This window comes from Xanthomonas sp. PPL134 (assembly GCF_040595915.1).
Classification (GTDB): domain Bacteria; phylum Pseudomonadota; class Gammaproteobacteria; order Xanthomonadales; family Xanthomonadaceae; genus Xanthomonas_A; species Xanthomonas_A indica.
On sequence record NZ_JAMDLL010000007.1, the window covers coordinates 71,093 to 88,405 of the forward strand.

Annotated in this window: 17 protein-coding genes and 1 riboswitch; all 17 genes read right to left on the reverse strand. The window is 70.0% G+C overall.

Going from position 1 to position 17,313, the window contains the following annotated elements; genetic code table 11:
• Positions 1-1,722, reverse strand: coding sequence for a potassium-transporting ATPase subunit KdpA (kdpA, locus tag M3U25_RS13795; RefSeq protein ID WP_355501941.1), 1,722 nt, complete (start codon positions 1,720-1,722; stop codon positions 1-3).
• 16 nt (positions 1,723-1,738) lie between these two features.
• The gene (locus M3U25_RS13800; protein WP_010341961.1) at positions 1,739-1,831 is read right to left on the reverse strand and encodes a potassium-transporting ATPase subunit F; all 93 of its coding nucleotides are present in this window, start codon (positions 1,829-1,831) and stop codon (positions 1,739-1,741) included.
• A gap of 324 nt (positions 1,832-2,155) precedes the next feature.
• The gene (locus tag M3U25_RS13805) at positions 2,156-3,670 is read right to left on the reverse strand and encodes an outer membrane beta-barrel protein (protein WP_355501938.1); all 1,515 of its coding nucleotides are present in this window, start codon (positions 3,668-3,670) and stop codon (positions 2,156-2,158) included.
• A gap of 708 nt (positions 3,671-4,378) precedes the next feature.
• The gene (locus M3U25_RS13810; protein WP_355501935.1) at positions 4,379-5,962 is read right to left on the reverse strand and encodes a CocE/NonD family hydrolase; all 1,584 of its coding nucleotides are present in this window, start codon (positions 5,960-5,962) and stop codon (positions 4,379-4,381) included.
• A gap of 233 nt (positions 5,963-6,195) precedes the next feature.
• Entirely contained in the window at positions 6,196-7,170 is a 975-nt protein-coding gene (gene thiL, locus M3U25_RS13815) for a thiamine-phosphate kinase (RefSeq protein WP_355501933.1), read from the reverse strand.
• Between the two features lie 132 nt (positions 7,171-7,302).
• Complete coding sequence (gene nusB / locus M3U25_RS13820) at positions 7,303-7,773, reverse strand: transcription antitermination factor NusB (RefSeq protein ID WP_209032390.1); 471 nt, start codon at positions 7,771-7,773, stop codon at positions 7,303-7,305.
• Entirely contained in the window at positions 7,770-8,237 is a 468-nt protein-coding gene (gene ribH, locus M3U25_RS13825) for a 6,7-dimethyl-8-ribityllumazine synthase (protein WP_048490538.1), read from the reverse strand. The genes nusB and ribH overlap by 4 nt, the downstream gene beginning before the upstream one ends.
• A gap of 120 nt (positions 8,238-8,357) precedes the next feature.
• Entirely contained in the window at positions 8,358-9,485 is a 1,128-nt protein-coding gene (ribB, locus tag M3U25_RS13830; protein WP_355502052.1) for a 3,4-dihydroxy-2-butanone-4-phosphate synthase, read from the reverse strand.
• Between the two features lie 106 nt (positions 9,486-9,591).
• Positions 9,592-10,203, reverse strand: coding sequence for a riboflavin synthase (locus M3U25_RS13835; protein ID WP_355501929.1), 612 nt, complete (start codon positions 10,201-10,203; stop codon positions 9,592-9,594).
• 79 nt (positions 10,204-10,282) lie between these two features.
• Positions 10,283-10,446, reverse strand: a riboswitch (FMN riboswitch).
• Positions 10,447-10,620: 174 nt separating this feature from the next.
• Positions 10,621-11,010 carry a cupin domain-containing protein gene (locus M3U25_RS13840; RefSeq protein WP_355501926.1) on the reverse strand — a complete coding sequence of 130 codons (390 nt, stop codon included), beginning with the start codon at positions 11,008-11,010 and terminating at the stop codon, positions 10,621-10,623.
• 87 nt (positions 11,011-11,097) lie between these two features.
• Entirely contained in the window at positions 11,098-11,937 is an 840-nt protein-coding gene (locus tag M3U25_RS13845) for an AraC family transcriptional regulator (RefSeq protein ID WP_355501923.1), read from the reverse strand.
• A gap of 75 nt (positions 11,938-12,012) precedes the next feature.
• Positions 12,013-13,113: a bifunctional diaminohydroxyphosphoribosylaminopyrimidine deaminase/5-amino-6-(5-phosphoribosylamino)uracil reductase RibD gene (gene ribD / locus M3U25_RS13850; protein ID WP_355501920.1), complete on the reverse strand. Its 1,101-nt coding sequence runs from the start codon at positions 13,111-13,113 to the stop codon at positions 12,013-12,015.
• Positions 13,110-13,586: a GNAT family N-acetyltransferase gene (locus M3U25_RS13855; RefSeq protein ID WP_355501917.1), complete on the reverse strand. Its 477-nt coding sequence runs from the start codon at positions 13,584-13,586 to the stop codon at positions 13,110-13,112. Before M3U25_RS13855 ends, ribD begins: the two co-directional genes overlap by 4 nt.
• Before the next feature lie 4 nt (positions 13,587-13,590).
• Positions 13,591-14,121, reverse strand: coding sequence for a transcriptional regulator NrdR (gene nrdR, locus M3U25_RS13860; RefSeq protein ID WP_010340907.1), 531 nt, complete (start codon positions 14,119-14,121; stop codon positions 13,591-13,593).
• A gap of 221 nt (positions 14,122-14,342) precedes the next feature.
• Positions 14,343-15,611, reverse strand: coding sequence for a serine hydroxymethyltransferase (glyA, locus tag M3U25_RS13865; protein WP_355501912.1), 1,269 nt, complete (start codon positions 15,609-15,611; stop codon positions 14,343-14,345).
• Positions 15,612-15,732: 121 nt separating this feature from the next.
• On the reverse strand, positions 15,733-16,233 hold the full coding sequence (locus tag M3U25_RS13870) for an RcnB family protein (RefSeq protein ID WP_355501909.1): 501 nt from the start codon (positions 16,231-16,233) through the stop codon (positions 15,733-15,735).
• A gap of 110 nt (positions 16,234-16,343) precedes the next feature.
• Entirely contained in the window at positions 16,344-17,267 is a 924-nt protein-coding gene (locus M3U25_RS13875; protein ID WP_355501906.1) for a helix-turn-helix transcriptional regulator, read from the reverse strand.
• Positions 17,268-17,313: the final 46 nt, after the last annotated feature.

Genomic DNA, 17,313 nt, shown 5'->3' on the forward strand with positions numbered 1-17,313 from the left:
TCAGTGCGCGGCCAGGGTCAGGTGATCGGCGATCGGTCCCAACACCAGGGCCGGCGTGAATTGCAGAACGGTCAGGACCGCGATGACCGCGATCAGGGTCAGCGCGAAGGTCGGGGTTTCCACCTGCAGGCTGCCGCCGGTTTCCGGCGCCACGCGCTTGCGCGCCAGTTGCGCGGCCACGATCAGCGGCACGATCAGCGCCGGATAGCGGCCCAGCAGCAGCACCGCGGTGCAGCTCAGGTTCCACCACGGAATGCCGTCGCCCAGCCCTTCGAAGCCGGAGCCGTTGTTGGCGAAGGCCGAGGTGTACTCGTAGAACACCTGGCTGATGCCATGGAAGCCGGGATTGGAGGTCGCCGAGATCGACGCCGGCAGGGCCAGGGTGACCGCGGTGAAGCCGAGCAGCACCAGCGGCTGCAACAGGATCAGCAGCGCCAGCAGACGCACTTCCGGCGCCTCGATCTTGCGCCCGAACAACTCCGGGGTGCGCCCGGTCATCAAGCCAGCCAGGAACACGCTCAGCAGCAGATACACCAGGAACTGCTGCAGGCCGCAGCCGATGCCGCCCCAGATCGCGTTGATCAGCATGTTGACCATGGCCACGCCGCCGGTCAGCGGCGCCAGCGAATCGTGCATGGCGTTGACCGAGCCGTTGGAGGTCTGCGTGGTCAGCGACGACCAGGCCGCCGACGCGTCGACGCCGAAGCGCACCTCCTTGCCTTCCATCAGCGCGGCGCTGCCGGGCGCATGGCCTTCGGCCCACAGCGACACCGCGGTGGACGCCAGCGACATCACCAGCATGCTGCCGAACACCAGCGCGGTGAACTTGCGGCGTCCGGTGAACGGGCCGACCATGAACGCCACCGCCACCGGGATCAGCACGATGGCCAGCACTTCCAGCAGATTGGAGAACGGCGTGGGATTCTCCAGCGCCATCGCGCTGTTGGGGCCGTACCAGCCGCCGCCGTTGGTGCCGAGCTGCTTGATCGCCACCATCGCCGCGACCGGGCCGAGCGGGATCTTCTGCGTCTGCTGCCCGGCGCTGGCGTCCAGCGGCGTGGCGACCGGACCGGCGGCCAGCGTGGACGGCACGCCCTGCTGGGTCAGCAGCAGCGTCCACAGCAGGCACAGCGGCAGCAGGAAGCGCAGGGTCGGCCGGATCACGTCGGCCCAGTAGTTGCCGAGATCCACGTCCTGCACCGCCTCGCCGCCGGTGGCGGCCGCAGCGGTGCGCGCCGCGTCATGGCCACGCCCGCCGAACAAGCCGCGCAGCGTCGCCGCCACCAGCGCCAGACCCATCATCGGGGTGATGAACTGCAGGCCGACCACGCCCACCGCCTGCGACAGGTACGACAGCTGCGCCTGGCCCGAGTAATGCTGCTGGTCGGTGTTGGTGAGGAACGAGACCATGGTGTGCAGCGCCACGTCCCAACGCATGTTGGGCACCGCATCCGGATTGAACGGCAGCCAGGCCTGGGTCACGAACAGCGCGAACACCAGCACGCCCAACACCAGGTTGCTGGCCAAGAACGCGCCGGCATAGGCGCGCCAGTGCATGCCGCGCGCCGGATCGGTGCCGAGCAGGCGGTACAGCGGGCGTTCGATCCAGCCGAACAGCGCGTCGCCGCGCATCGGCGCACCGCGCATCACCTTGGCCAGGTACAGGCCCAGCGGCCACCCCAGCAGCAGCGCGAGCGCATAGACAAGCAATGTATCGATCATGGAAGTGGCACTCGGCTCAGAAATCTTCGGGGCGCAGGATCACGTACAGCAGGTAACCGGCCGCGACGATCACCGCCACGCCGCAAACGAACGAAAGCCAACCGCTCATGGTCTCAACTCCGAAACAAAGGGACGGCCCGCCGCAGGGCAGGCCGCAATCGTGTGGAACAGCGCCGCACGCGACGCACGCACGGCGACAGAAGGGAAGCGCAACATGGCGACGCACGCCGGGTCGGACAGGCCTTCTGGCCCAGGCCGGCATTATCGAAGCCGGCGCCATAAACTCTCCGTGGCGAAGCGGCGCGGCGCGCATAAATTCTGCGTAAAACCGCGCGGCGCCGGCGATCGCGCGCGATATCGCAGGCGCATCGCCATGGTCGGCGCCGGCGGCGCGCAATGCCGCGCGACGCGGCCGGCACCGCGTGCGCCGTCCTCAGTAGTGCAGGATCGCGTCGATCAACGCCGTCGCCTCATGATTGCGGCGTCCGCCGTCGTAGGCGGGAAAATCGTAGGCGTGCTCGTAGCGCAGCTCGGGGCGGATCTCCAGGTCCTGCGACACCCAGTGGGTCAGGCCGATGGTGTGGCTGGAGTAGCGCGTGGCGAAACCGGTGCGCTGGCCGTCGTGGTCGTTCACGAACTCGTTGCGAATCGCCAGCATGTCCGACGCGCCGAGCTGGATGTTGACGTAGTTGACGATGGCATCGGCGGTGCTGCGTCCCAGCGGGAAGTCCGGCGCCTCGCCCAACGCATAGCCCGGGCGCCCGGTCGGCGCATGCGACTGCGACGGATCGGTGGCCAGCGCCTGGTCGCGCACGTAGAGGTGGTAGGCCTCGGTGAGCATGTGCACCTTCGGCGAGAGGCGGTGGCCCCAGGTCAGCACGAACTCCTGCAGGTTGTTGTAGGTCTGCGCGGCGTTGTTGTACGACTCCACGCAGGGATACAGCATGTCGTCGTTGCTCTTGGAGACCCAGCGCAGGCAGGCCTGCGCGCTCAGGCGGCTGGTCGCGTCCCAGATCGCCGAATCGTCGCCGCCATGCACGCCGAGTTGCAGCGTCCACTGGTCGTTGAGCTTGGTGGTGGTGAGCACGCCCATGTTGGTATAGGCATCGACCGTGTACAGGATCGAGTGGGTCAGCAGATAGTTGTTCGGCGAGAACTGCGCCTCGATGTCCGGCAACGACAGATAGCGGCCGACCGTGACCAGCATGCCCTGCGCCACCGACGGCAGGTACAGGTCCACGTGCGCGATCATCGGATCGTTGCCGTAGATCTTGCCGTTGAGCGCGCTGTTTGGCTGCGGGTGGTGCAGCAACTGGTCGCTGGTGACGCCCTTCATCGTGGTGTAGTGGTAGTCGTAGCCGTAGAGGTCGTCGAGGTGGAAGCCCCAGTCGACATGATCGGTCTGCACCGTGTCCGGCACGCGCTGCAGGCGGATCAACGCCTGGTTGAATTCGCCGCGGTTGGGCCGTGTGGAGTAGGACAGCGGATAGTTGGTGCGCGAGGACGTGCTGGCGTTGAGCGAGGGATTGATCCAGCCGTACAGCTCGATGCGGTTGCGCTGCATCCACTGCCCCACGCGCGTGCAGGCCAGCGCCTTCTCCACCGGATACTGCGCATTCTCGTTGGGCACGCCGACCGGATAGTCCACCGCGCCGAGCTGCCATTCGGCCGACGGGAACGGCGGCGAGGAGAACGGCGCCGCCAGGCCGCGGCGCGCCGGCGTCGGCGCATCTGGATCGGCCGGTTGCGCATCCTCGCGATAGGCGGAGGCCAGGCGCGAGAAGAAGCCATTGGCGCAATCGGCGCTGCGCGGCAGCGGCGCCGTCACAGCGTCCGACGCCGGCATCGCCTCGGACACGGGCGCAACCAGGCCCGCGGCGGCGGCATCGCGGGCGCACAGCAGGGCCAGGGACAGGAACAGGAACAGGGGATGGAGCTTCATGGACATTGCGACTTCGGCTCTGCAACGAGCCGTCCTTTTCGGGTGGAGGGAGGCAACGACAGCGCGCCGCCTCACGCGCACGCGCCATCGCAGGCGATGCGCCTGGTGGCGCATCGCGGGAGAGAGGTGGAATGCGGCGCCGCGGCGGCGGCGTCAGCGGGTCACTGCGCGTGCAGTGAACGCGCGCGGCTGCGTGGAGGCGGATGCTGCGACGCGCTGCGACAGCCGTGGCGACGTCGCAACGCGCGAAGAATGGCAGCGATGCTGATGCGGACACCAGGCCAGTGCGCCCCCAGTGGATGCCGCAGGTGGCGCCTGCAGGCGACCGTTGCAGGCAGCGGCAGGCTCAAGATCGCAACCATCGATTCCACGCACACATCCCCGTCGTCAGCGCGGAAAGTATGCGGAATCGCCGGATATCTTCGTTGCAAAGCGCGCGCCGGTTCGAATAAAAGCTGCGTAAATTCGTGCGCGTGACTAGCGTCGCGTCGATCTGGCTATACGAGGCTGCGCCCGTACCCTCATCCGCCCCTACCGGCACCTTCTCCCGAGATGAGAAGGAATAAGCTCAAAGCCCCTCTCCCACCGGGAGAGGGGTTGGGGTGAGGGTCGGCGCGCGAAGCGCACGCGCGGACCTATCACTGCGAGGCTGCGCCCGTACCCTCATCTGCCCCTCCGTGCACCTTCTCCCAATGGGAGAAGGAAACCACTGCCTCAGTGCAACGGCACACTCAGGAACGACGGCGTTGCCGCCGGCGAACTGAAGCTCACGGTGCCGCCGAAGCGGCTGGCCGAGGTGTAGCGCGGGTCGGTGGTGTCCACCACCAGCACCAGCCGGCGCCCCGCCGGGATGTCGACCGCGGTCGCCTGCAGCGCCAGGTCGAGGGTGACCGGCGTGCCCGGCGTCGCGTTGCGCAAGGTGTACGGCACGTGGCTGAGCAATTGCGCCGAACCCGACCCGTCCATGCTGTAGAGATAGGCGAACAGCGACACGTTCGACTGGCTCGGGGTCACCGTCAGCCGCAGCGACGGCGCACCGGCCAGGCGCTTGCCGCTGGACAGCACGGGGCCGCTCCACACCGCGGCACCGGCGCGGCTGACCAGCGGGATCGAGGTCGTCACCGGCTGGCCGAAGCCCTGCAGCAGGCCACTGACCAGCACCACACCGGAATCGGCCAGCGTCGGCACGCCGGTGGCGATGCGGTAGCTCCAGCCACTGCTGTTGCCGCTGGTCAGCGCCCCGGTCGGCAGCAGCAGGCCGCTGGGACCCGTCAGGCCGTAATGGGTAGCGCCGGCCTGCACGCTGTTCCAGTCGGCATAGCTGAGCCAGTCGCCACCGAGGGTGGACAGTTGCACCGGCGCTTCGCGGTCCACGCCGTTGTCGCGGCCCTTGAGGTAGCGATCGAACCAGCGCGTGGCCTCGGTGTACACCTGGTTCGGCAGGCCCAGCGCACCCGGCAGTTCGGCGGTGGCGTGGTCGCCCTGACTGAACATCAGGTGCTTGGGCACGCTCAGCCGGTTGTACAGGTCGATGTACTGATTCGGCGGGAACAGGCCGTCGTTGAAGGCATTGGCCATCAGTACCGCCGGACCGTTGCGGTTGAGCGCCTGCACCTCGTTGATCACTCCGCGCTCGGCCGCCTTGGGCAGGAAGCCCTGCACCGCGCCGTCGTAGTCGCCGACCGCCACGTGCGCGGTGATCCGCGCCAGGTCCGGACCGGGCCGGCCGGTGAGCGTGCCGGCACCGACCAGCAGGGCGACGCCCTGCTGGCTGACCGTGCTGTTGGCGTAGAGCGAGGCCTGCAGGTCGGCCCAGCCGCTGAGCGCGGCCACCGCCTTGATCCGCGGGTCGCGCGCGGCGGCGAGCAGGCTGGTGCCGGCGCCGTAGGAGATGCCCGAGACGCCGATCGCCTTGGCGTCGGCCGGGGTATTGGCCAGCGCCCAGTCGATCACCGCGCTGACGTCCTCCACCGTCGGCGCTCCGGCGATGTCGATCAGCCCCTGCGAATCCCAGAACCCGCGCGAGGTGTAGCTGACCACCACATAGCCGTCGTTGGCCAGTTCGCTGGCGCGGCCCACGTACTCCAGGTTCGGCAGCGACCAGCTGGCCGGCATCACCACCAGCGGGAACGGTCCCGGTCCCTGCCCCTGCGGCACCAGGACCAGCGCGCCGAGCTTGGTGCCATCGAAACTGGAAATGCTCTGGTACTGCTTGCTGAAGCCGGCCGCGGCGGCGGCGGCGGAGAACACCAGCAGCATCGCGCCAAGGGCGATGCGACGTGAGACGGACATGCGCATGGACTGCCTCCCAAGCGGCGCCGGACCGGAATGGCCGGCTGCCGGAACGGTATTGCCAGAACGGTGACAAGCGCTCGACACGGGGCCGGGCAGGCGGACCGTACCACCGGGTACGGGCGATGTTCACGCCGCAGTGCGGCACGGTATGGAAGGGGGTGTCGGTCGACCTTGGCGCGCGGCACACCGGTGCTGGCGCCGCGGCCCGTGGCCTGCGCGCGCGCAGGCCACGCGGCTCAGCTCAGAAAGTGCTGGTACCCGCTGCGCGGCGGTTGCCACCGCTGGCCGTCGGCATCGCGCACCACGATGCCGCGACCGGCGACGATGCGCCCGATCGGCGTCGCCGTGACCCCCACCGCCTGCAGCGCCTGCACGATCGCCGCGTGCTGCGCCGGGTCGGCGGTGAAGCACAGTTCGTAGTCGTCGCCGCCACCCAGTTGCCAGGCATGCACCTGCGCCACATCCGCGTCCGCTGGCGCGGCGACCGCCGGCAGCGCGGCCAGCGCCAGTTCGGCGCCGACGCCGCTGCGCGCGCAGATGTGCTCCAGGTCGGCGAGCAGACCGTCGGACACGTCCACGCAGGCCCGCGCCAGGCCGCGCAGGCGCACGCCCGCCTGCACCCGCGGCGTCGGCCGCAGCAGGCGCTGGCGCAGGCGTTCGTGCAGGGGATCGGCGGCCGGCGTGGTTACGTCCAGGCGGGCGGCCTGCCACAGCGCCAGCGCCGCGGCCGCCTCGCCCGGCTGGCCGGTCACCCAGACCTCGTCGCCCGGTTGTGCGGCATCGCGACGCAGCGCCGCCGTCGCCGGCACGCTGCCGATGGCGGTGACCGACAAGGCCAGCGGCCCACGCGTGGTGTCGCCGCCGGCCAGGCCGATGCCGTGCGCGTCGGCCACCGCGAAGAAGCCCTCGGCGAACGCATCGACCCAGGCCATGTCGACCTGCGGCAGCGACAACGACAGCGTGCACCAGCGCGGCTGCGCGCCCATCGCCGCCAGGTCGGACAGATTCACCGCCAGGGTCTTCCAGCCGATGTCGGCGGCCGCGGTCTCGGCCGGGAAATGCACCCCGGCATTGAGCGTATCGGTGGTGATCGCCAGCAACTCCCCCGCCGGCGGCAGCAGCAAGGCCGCATCGTCGCCGATGCCCAGCGGCAGGTCGTCACGCGCCCGACTGCGTGCGCGCAGGCGCTCGATCAGATCGAATTCGGGCATTGGGGGCTGGGAATCGGGAATGGGGAGTCAGGAATGGGAAAAGCAGGAGCAACAACCGGCGCGCCGGCGATCTCGGAGGGGACGGCAGTTGCATTTGCCATTCCCCATTCCCGTTTCCCCATTCCCGGCCCCTCAGCCCCCCGACTCCACCGCGCGCCACTGCAGCGCGGCGCGGTCGAGGACGCCGTTGACGTAGGTGTGGCCGTGTTCGGAGCCGAAACGCTTGGCGGTCTCGATCGCTTCGTTGATCACCACGCGGTACGGCACGTCCATGCGGTGCAGCAGTTCGTAGGCGGCCAGGCGCAGCACTGCGCGTTCGATCGCGTCCACTTCCTCGACCGTGCGATCCAGGTAGCCGACCAGTGCTTCGTCCAGTTCGGCGCGGTGCTTGAGCACGCCTTCGACCAGGTTCTCGAAGTACACCAGGTCGGCGATCTCGTGCGCCTGCTCGTGCGCGAACTGCGCGATCACGTGCTGGGCGTTGCCGCCGGAAATCTGCCAGGCGTAGATCGCCTGCAGCGCACGCCGGCGCGCACGCGAACGCAGGACCGGATCGACGCCGTCGCGGCGTGGGTGGTGCTTGTGGCCAGCGGGTTTGTTCACGGCAGCAGCTCCAGCAGGTTGACCATCTCCAGCGCGCTCAGCGCCGCTTCCTCGCCCTTGTTGCCGTGGCTGCCGCCGGCACGCGCCTCGGCGTCCTCGACCTGCTCCACGGCGAGCACGCCGTTGAGCACCGGGATGCGGAAGTCCAGCGACACCCGCAGCAGGCCCTCGGCGCAGCCGTCGGCGACGTGTTCGTAGTGGCGGGTATCGCCACGGATCACGCAGCCCAGCGCGATGATCGCGGCATGCTTGCCGGCCGCGGCCAGGCGTGCGGCGACCAGCGGCAGTTCCCACGCGCCCGGCACGCGGATCACGTCCACCGCGTCCTCGGCGATGCCGTTGCCGGCCAGGCTCTGCCGCGCGCCGGCAACCAGCACGTCGGTGATGCGGGCGTTCCAGCGGCTGGCGATGATCGCGAAACGCGCCGACTCGGGAGTGCGGAGGTCGCCTTCGTAGTGGGACATGGCGGTGGCAGCTTGAGGGGGTGGAAGAGTTTAGCAGGCGGTGGGGCCGCGCCCCGGGAAAGCGGTCCTGAGGTCAGTGCAGAAGGCCGCGTCACCGCCAATGGCAGGAATCGCGCGGGATCAGCTTTTACCGACTCCCGACTCCCGAATCCCGATTCCCGGCTCCACATGCTCCACCACCTCCAGCCCGAACCCGGCCAGGCCGATCTGCCGGCGCGGGGTGCCGAGCACGCGCAGCTTGCCCAGGCCCAGGTCGGCCAGGATCTGGCTGCCGGCGCCGTTGCGCCGCCACTGGCCCACGTCCTTGCCATGCGCCGCCTCCGGCTGCGCGCGCAGCCGCGCCAGCAGCGCCTCGCTGTCGCGCGGCGCCGACAGCACCACCATCACCCCGCGCTCGGCGGCGGCGATCGCGCGCAAGGCGTCGCTGGCGGCCACGCCGAAATCGTCGCGGCGCCAGTGCAGCAGGTCGGCCAGCGGGTTCTCCACCTGCACCCGCACCAGGGTCGGCGTCTCCGCGTCCGGGGTGCCGCGGACCAGGGCGAAATGCAGGTCGTGGGCGATGCGGTCGCGGTAGGTGACCAGGGTGAAGCCGCCGAACTCGGTGTCGATCGGCCGCTCGTCGATGCGCTCGACGGTGTGCTCGGTGGCCAGGCGGTAGGCGATCAGGTCGGCGATCGACCCCATCTTCAGGCCATGGGTGCGGGCGAACGCCTCCAACTGCGGACGCCGCGCCATGCTGCCGTCGGGGTTGAGCACTTCCACCAGCACGCCGGCCGGCTCCAGCCCCGCCAGCATCGGCAGGTCGCTGGCGGCCTCGGTGTGGCCGGCGCGGGTCAGCACCCCGCCCGGCTGGGCGATCAGCGGGAAGATGTGGCCGGGCTGGCTGAGGTCGTGCGGCTTGGCGTCCGGCTTGACCGCGGTGCGCACGGTATGGGCGCGGTCGTAGGCGGAGATGCCGGTGGTCACGCCCTCGGCGGCCTCGATGCTGACGGTGAAGTTGGTATGGAACTGCGCGGTGTTGCGCTGGACCATCGGCGCCAGGCCCAGCTGCGCGCAGCGCTCGCGGGTCAGCGACAGGCACACCAGGCCGCGCGCATGGGTGACCATGAAATTGATGTCCGAGGGCTTGACCAGCTCGGCAGCCATGATCAGGTCGCCCTCGTTCTCGCGGTCCTCGTCGTCGACGATGACCACCATGCGGCCGGCGCGGAGTTCTTCCAGCAGTTCGGGGACGGAGGCGAAATTCAGGCTCGGGGTAACGGAAGGCGACATGCGGGGACTCGCGGAAAGACGGAAGGCGCCGCGCGCGCCGCAGGCGGCGGCGCAGCGTGGCGGAAGGACGGCACGGCCGGACTCAGAGCAGCGCTTCGTCCTGGCGGCCCTGCAGCAGGCGTTCGACGTAACGCGCGACCAGATCGATCTCCAGGTTCACCGCCGCGCCGACCGCGGTCTGCGCGAACGCGGTGTGCGCCACGGTGTGCGGGATCAGCGCGACCTCGAAGCCTTCCGCGTCGACCGCATTGACGGTGAGGCTGACCCCGTCCACGCAGATCGAGCCCTTCTTGGCGATGTAGCGCAGCAGCGCCGCCGGCGCGGCGAAACGCCAGCGCTGCGCGCGCGCGTCGTCGTGGATCGACAACACCTCGCCCAGCCCGTCGACGTGGCCGCTGACCAAGTGCCCGCCGAGGCGGTCGCTGGGGCGCATCGCCCGCTCCAGGTTCAGCGCCGCGCCCTCGGCCAGGCGGCCGAGCGTGGTCAGCGCCAGGGTCTCGGTGGAGGCGTCGGCCTGGAACGAGGCCGCGTCGAAGGCGATCACGGTCAGGCATACGCCATTGACCGCGATGCTCTCGCCCAGGCGCACGTCGGCGAACGGCAGGCTGCCGGTGGCGACGGTGAAGCGGACATCGCCGCCCTGCGGCTGGCGTGCGGCGAGATGGCCGACGCCTTCAATGATTCCGGTGAACATAGCTACGTTTCTCGCAATGGGGTGAGCGAAAAACGCCACAAGGCAAACAGGCACGCGCACAGCCGCGAGGCTGCGCGTAGGCCGTCTTCTTTCATCCGGACTATACCGTCGGCTCCGGCATCGCACCGGATCTGCTGACCTTCCCGATTCGGCGGGTCGCGCCGGCGCCGGGAAGCGCTCGCGGGCTCGTGCGCGAACGCACCTACCGCCGGTGGGGAATCGCACCCCGCCCTGAAGACGTTTGTGGTCGCCGGCGAACCGGCCCGCGCATTCTAGCAGGCGCGGCCCGGCCGCCTGCCGCCGCCGGCGCGCCGCGCGTGGGACAAAGCGTCGCGGCGACGACGGCAACCCCACGCACGTGGCCGCGCCACGCTTGCGTGGCGGTCGCGCGCATTCGGGCCGGGGCGCGCCTGCCGACTAGATCCACACGTCGTTCGGTGCCGTGCGGCTGCCGCCCTGCTCGCCGGTATTGGCCACGCCACGCGGCTCGATCAGCATCAGGCTGACCTCTTCCAGCGCGGACGTGCGGTGCGCGACGCCCCGGGGCACCACGTACAGTTCGCCGGCGTCGACGAACACGTGACGATCGGCGAAGTCGATCCGCAGCCGCCCCGCGAGCACGAGGAACGCCTCGTCGGTGTGCGCATGCGTGTGCATGATGAAATCGCCGAGGATCTTGACCAGCTTGAACTGGTAGTCGTTCAGCTCGGCGATCACCCGCGGCTGCCAGTGTTCGGCGATCAGGCCGAGCTTGTGGGCGAAGTTGATGGCGCGCGATGGCGCAGCGGCGGACGGGGACGCGGGCATGGGCTGGACCTGGTCTGGACGGAGGAGGCCCAGTCTGGCGCCATCCTCCAGGCCGATCTTGTACGATCGTGCAGGCTGCGCCGCGGCTCAGGCCGGCGCCGATCGCAGCATCCGCGCCCAGCGTCCCGGCGCCATTCCGTAGGCCTGGACGAACTGCCGCGTCAGATGGCTCTGGTCGGTGAAACCGGCCAGCAGCGCCGCCTGCGCCAGCGTCCGGCCCGCCGCGACCAGATCGCGCGCCCGCTGCAGCCGCCGCATGGTCAGGTAGCGATAGGGACTGGTGCCGTAGAGCGCCCTGAAATCCCGCGACAGGCGCCAGCGATCGCGGCCACTGGCCCGTTCCAGATCCTGCAACGCGATCGGCCGTTCCAGGCAGTCGAGCAGATAGCTGCGGGCCAGTTCGGCCGCACGATAGTCCACGCCGGCACGAGCCCGGCGGACGCCGGCGGCGGCGGCCAGGGCGTGTGCAAGATCGAACAGGGCGTCCGCTTCCTGCAGAGGATCCAGCGCGTCCAGCGACTGCAGCAATGCGCCTGCGGCCGCGCCGAGGCGCCGATCCGCAGAGGTCCCCACGCCGACGAAAGGCAGTGGCGCGCTGCCCAGCACGCGCTGGATCAGCGCCGGTTCGATATACGCCATCCGATAGCGGAAACCGGCCTGCGTGCCGGCATGGCCGTCGTGCGGCTCGTCAGGATGCAGGACGATCGTCGTGCCGGGCGTGCCATGGGCCATCGCGCGCCGGTAGTGGAAACTCTGCACGCCGGCCAGGGTCCGGCCGATCGCGTAGGTGTCGTGCCGGTGCATGGCATAGCCATGGCCGCCGAAGAACGCCTCGATGCGCTCCAGCCTGCTGGTCGAGGCGACCCGCTGCACCCAGTCGCCGCGTCCTGGGAGTCCGCCGTCGGTGCCTACGATGGTCTTGGACATGCTCCACTCCCTCCAGGATCGCCACGCCTTCGCCGCGGCGGCCGGCAACTGCCGCGGCGGCGCCCCGCCCGGCGCTCAGGGGCGCAGCAGCAGGCGCAGGTCGTCACCGAGCTGGCGCACGTCCTGCAGCTGCAGCGGCAGGCGCTGCGCCATGGTGTCGATACCCAGCCCGGCCAGCAGCGGTCGAGCGCTGTCGCCCAACAGCAGCGGCGCCATGTACACCAGCAGTTCGTCGACCAGGCCGGCACGCAGCAGTGCGCCGCTCAGCGTCGCCCCCGCTTCGACCTGGACCTCGTTGATGCCGCGTTCGGCGAGCAGGCGCAGCGCCGCATGCAGGTCGCAGCGGCCGTCGTGCAGCGGCACGGTGGCGAACGCCGCGTGATCCAAAATCGGCGGCGCGCGGTCCGGCGCATGCAGGTACAGGGTCGGTGCGCTGCCGTCGCGGACCTTGGGCTGGGCCAGGCTGCGCAGGTGCGCATCCAGCACCACGCGCAGCGGCGGCATCACCTCGGTCGCCGCGTCCAGGCGCACGGTCAGCGCTGGGTCGTCGGCCAGCACGGTGCCGGCGCCGGTGAGAATGGCGCCGGCGCGGGCGCGCCAGTGCTGCACGTCCTGGCGCGCGGCAGGACCGGTGATCCATTTCGATTCGCCGCTGGCCAGGGCGGTGCGTCCGTCCAGGCTGGCGCCGAGCTTGATCCGCAGCCATGGGCGGCCGCGCTCCACCCGCGACAGGAAACCGCGGTTGAGCGCGCGCGCCTGCGCTTCCATCAACCCGGCCTGCACCGCGATGCCGGCCTCGCGCAGCAGCGTGAAGCCGCCGCCGTTGACTTGCGGGAACGGGTCGGCCATCGCCGCTACCACCCGCGCCACGCCGGCCTCGATCAGCGCAAGCGCGCATGGCGGAGTGCGGCCGTAGTGCGCGCACGGCTCCAGGGTCACGTAGGCGGTGGCGCCACGTGCGCGCTCGCCAGCGGCGCGCAGCGCGAACACCTCCGCGTGCGGCCCGCCGGCGCGCTGATGGAAGCCCTCGCCGACCACCGCACCGTCGCGCACGATCACGCAGCCGACCATCGGGTTCGGCCGCGTGGTGTAGGCGCCGCGCTCGGCCAGGCGCAGGGCCTGCGCCATCCAGCGATGGTCGTCGGCGGAAAATCCGGGCGACTGCGGATCGCTCATGCGGCACCGCCGCCTGCATCGATGCGCATCACCACCACGTGCAGCAGCCCCAGCGGCAGGTCGGCGTGGCGCTGCCAGCCCAGGCGCTCGTAGAACGGCACCAGCACCGGCTCGCAATACAGATACAGCCACTGCACGCCGAAGCGCGCGGCGGCCTGCACGCAGTGCGCGACCAGGGCGGCGGCGACGCCGGCACCGCGCGCCTGCGGCCGCACGTACAGCGTGGCCAACCAGGGCGAGAACTGGCGGATACGCGCGTCGTCGTTCTGCAGCAGGCTCACCGACCCCAGCCAGTCCTCGCCGTCCAGGGCGATCCAGCTGGTGGGGATGCGGCGGTCGTCGCGGTGGCTGCGCAGGTCGGCCTCGGCCTCCACCACGTTCCATTCCGGCAACAGGGGACCAAAGGCCTGCAGATGCTCCTGCGCCAGCGCGGGGATGTGCTGCGCCGCCTCGGCCAGACAGACGATGCGCATGCGCTCAGCGCTTGCCGGTCTTGTCGCCCGGCTTGGCCGCGCGCACCAGGTCCAGCAGCGGCAACTGTTCGCTGCCCACCGGCAACTCGCGCTCGAGCTTCTCGATCTCCTCGCGGAAATCGGCCACGTCCTGGAAGCTGCGGTACACCGAGGCGAAGCGCACATAGCCGACGTGGTCGAGCTTGCGCAACTCGGCCATCACGTACTCGCCGACCCGGATCGAGGGCAGTTCGCGCTCGCCGGACATGCGCAGCTGGTGCACCACCGCACGCACCGCCGCCTCGATCTGCTCTTCGGCCACCGGCCGCTTCTGCAGCGCGCGATCGAAGCTGGTGCGCAGCTTGCGCGCATCGAACGCCTCACGGCCGCCGTCGCTCTTGATCACCGTCGGCAGCTTGAGTTCGATCGTCTCCAGCGTACTGAAGCGCTCACCGCAGGCCTCGCACTCGCGACGACGGCGGATCGTCGCGCCGTCCTCGGACACGCGCGAATCGATCACCCGGGTATCGGTGTGCTGGCAGAAGGGGCAGTGCATTCAGGGCGCCGGGAATGGGGAAACGGGAATGGGGAATGGGAACGTCAACGGCGCCAGCTTAGCGCTTCTGACCATTCCCGATTCTCCATTCTCCATTCCCGCCTCAGCCATATAGGTGCCGGGAGTGGGGAAACGGGAATGGGGAATGGGAACGCCAAAGGCGCCAACTAGCGCTTTCAACCATTCCCGATTCTCCATTCCCCATTCCCCATTCCCGTTTTTCAGCCATACACCGGATACTTGCGGCACTGCGCGGTCACCGCGTCGCGCACGCGCGCCAGCACGGCGGCGTCGGCCGGGGCGTCGAGCACGTCGGCGATCCAGTTGGCCAGGTCGACGCAGTCCTGTTCCAGGTAGCCGCGGGTGGTGATGGCCGGGGTGCCCAGGCGCAGGCCGGAGGTCACGAACGGCGAGCGCGGGTCGTTGGGCACCGAGTTCTTGTTGACGGTGATGTGGGCCTTGCCCAGCGCCGCTTCCGCGTCCTTGCCGGAGACGTCGCGGCCGATCATGTCGACCAGCATCAGGTGGTTTTCGGTGCCGCCGGAGACGATCTTGTAGCCGCGCGCGATCAGGGTCTTGGCCATGGCCTGCGCGTTCTTCACCACCTGCTGCTGGTAGCTGGTGAACTCCGGCTCCAGCGCTTCCTTGAACGCCACCGCCTTGGCCGCGATCACGTGCATCAGCGGGCCGCCCTGGATGCCGGGGAACACGATCGACTGCAGCTTCTTGGACAGGTCCTCAAGCGTGTCGCCGGCGCCGGCGGCACTGGCCACGATGATGCCGCCACGCGGGCCGCGCAGGGTCTTGTGGGTGGTAGAGGTGACCACGTGCGCGTGCGGCAGCGGGGTCGGATAGACGCCGGCGGCGACCAGGCCGGCCACGTGCGCCATGTCCACGAAGAAATACGCGCCGACCTTGTCGGCGATGGCGCGGAAACGCGCCCAGTCGATGACCTGCGAGTAGGCGGAGAAGCCCGCCACCACCATCTTCGGCTTGTGTTCCAGGGCCAGCCGCTCGACCTCGTCGTAGTCGATCAGGCCCTGGTCGTTGACGCCGTACTGCACGGCGTTGAACAGCTTGCCGGAGGCGTTGACCTTGGCGCCGTGGGTCAGGTGGCCGCCGTGCGCCAGCGACATGCCGAGGATGGTGTCGCCCGGCTGCAGCAGCGCGAAGTACACCGCCTGGTTGGCCTGCGAGCCGCTGTGCGGCTGCACGTTGGCGTAGTCGGCGCCGAACAGCTGCTTGACCCGGTCGATGGCCAGTTGCTCGGCGACGTCGACGAATTCGCAGCCACCGTAGTAGCGCTTGCCCGGATAGCCCTCGGCGTACTTGTTGGTGAGCTGGCTGCCCTGCGCTTCCATGACCCGCGGGCTGCAGTAGTTCTCGCTGGCGATCAGCTCGACATGGTCTTCCTGGCGGCCGGCTTCGGCGGCGATGGCGCGGGCCAGTTCGGGATCGTAGGTTTCGATGCGGGCGTCGCGCGGGAACATCGGGTCTCCAGGGGCATGGACAGAAGGCAGACGACTAGTTTAAGCCCCGCGCGCGCCCGAGGGCGAACCAAAACGCGAACGGCCTCCCGAAGGAGGCCGTTCGCCGTTGTTGCAACCGAGGTCAGCGGCCGTTGAGCACCAGGTCGGCGATGACGCCGGTGGCGATGGCGACCAGCAGCAGGTTGCCGGTGTCGTCGCGCACCCAGCGGTAGCCGTGCGGCGGGCGCCGGACCTGATAGCGGTCGTAGTCGTAGACCACGTAGTTCGGGCCGTAGTAGCGCTGGCCGCGCGCCCAGCGCGGCGGGCCCGGGCGGTAGTAGACGACGTCGGGGCCATTGCGATAACCGTCGCGGTAGCCGCGGTCGTAGGCGCGACGGGCATCGCGGCGGTCGCGCTCGCGGTCGCGCCAGTAGCGCTCGCGGTCGGCGTCGCGGTAACCGCGGTCGTACCAGCCGTGGTCGCGCGGACCCGGGCCCGGCGGCGGAGGCGGCGGCCCCGGAGGACCCGGCGGGCCCCAGCCAGGGCCCGGGCCGCCCGGACCCCAGGCAAACGCGGGTGGCGCCATGAAACCCAGCGCCAGCGCGGACGAGAGGGCAATTGTGGCAATGCGTTTCATGTTCATGGCAACTCCGTCACGTGGTGTGGCGGTTGCATTTAGGCCGTTTCCGTCTGAACCGTCTCCTGCTGGAATCGGTTACGTATTCAGCTTGCCGGATCGGGCTAGGAAAGCGTTCATCCAGCGGCATTTCCGGCCTGCGCGTGCAGGCGCAACAACGCAGCCTGCGCTGTGTCATCGGCTGGCAAATAGACCACCAGGCGGTTGCCGTTGCGCGGCGCCGACCACCAGTTGACCTGGTGCAGGCGCAACTCGCCTTCCGTCGGGTGGCGGAAGCGCTTGAGCTGGTTCTCCACGCCCCGCACCTCGCGCCGCTGCCGCCACAGCGCATCGAATTCGGGCGAGGCCGCACGGTAGCGCGCCAGCAAGGCCTCCCATTCCGGCTCGCCCAGGTGCTCGGCCATCGCCGCGCGCAACATCGCCACCATGTGCTGCAGCACGTCCTGCCGATCGAGCAATGCGTCGCGCCAGCGCGGATTGGTGAAGGCCTGATAGACGCAATTGCGGTCGGCGTCTGGCAGGTCGGTCAGGGTCACGCCCATCAGGCGCTGGAACGCTGGGTTGGCGCCGAGAATGTCGAAGCGCGGGGTCTGCAGCATCGCCGGCCACGGCCCGAGCTGGTCCAGCAACATGCGCGCGGTGCCGGTCAGCCGTTCGCACGGCGGCGGCGCCAGTGCGGTGGTGCCGCCCACCCCGGCCAGCGCCAGCACGTGCGCGGTTTCGACCTCCGAGCACTGCAGGGCGTGGGCGATGGCGGTCAGCACACGCGCCGAGGCGCGCACCGGGCGCCCCTGTTCCAGCCAGGTGTACCAGGTCACGCCGACATCGGCGAGCAGGGCCACCTCCTCGCGGCGCAGGCCCGGGGTGCGCCGCCTGCCGCCGCGCGGCAGCGCCAGGCGCGCCGGATCCAGGCTCTCGCGGCGCGCGCGCAGGAAGGCGCCCAGCGCCCGGGCGCGCTCGCTGGCCAGGGCCGGGCCGGACGCGGCGGGTGCGGCCGCCCGCTGCGGCGTGGGGGTGGAATGCGCGAGGTCCAGTTGCATCGTCTTCTCCGCGTTGCGGTCCGCACGTGACCAACGGTGCCGTGCC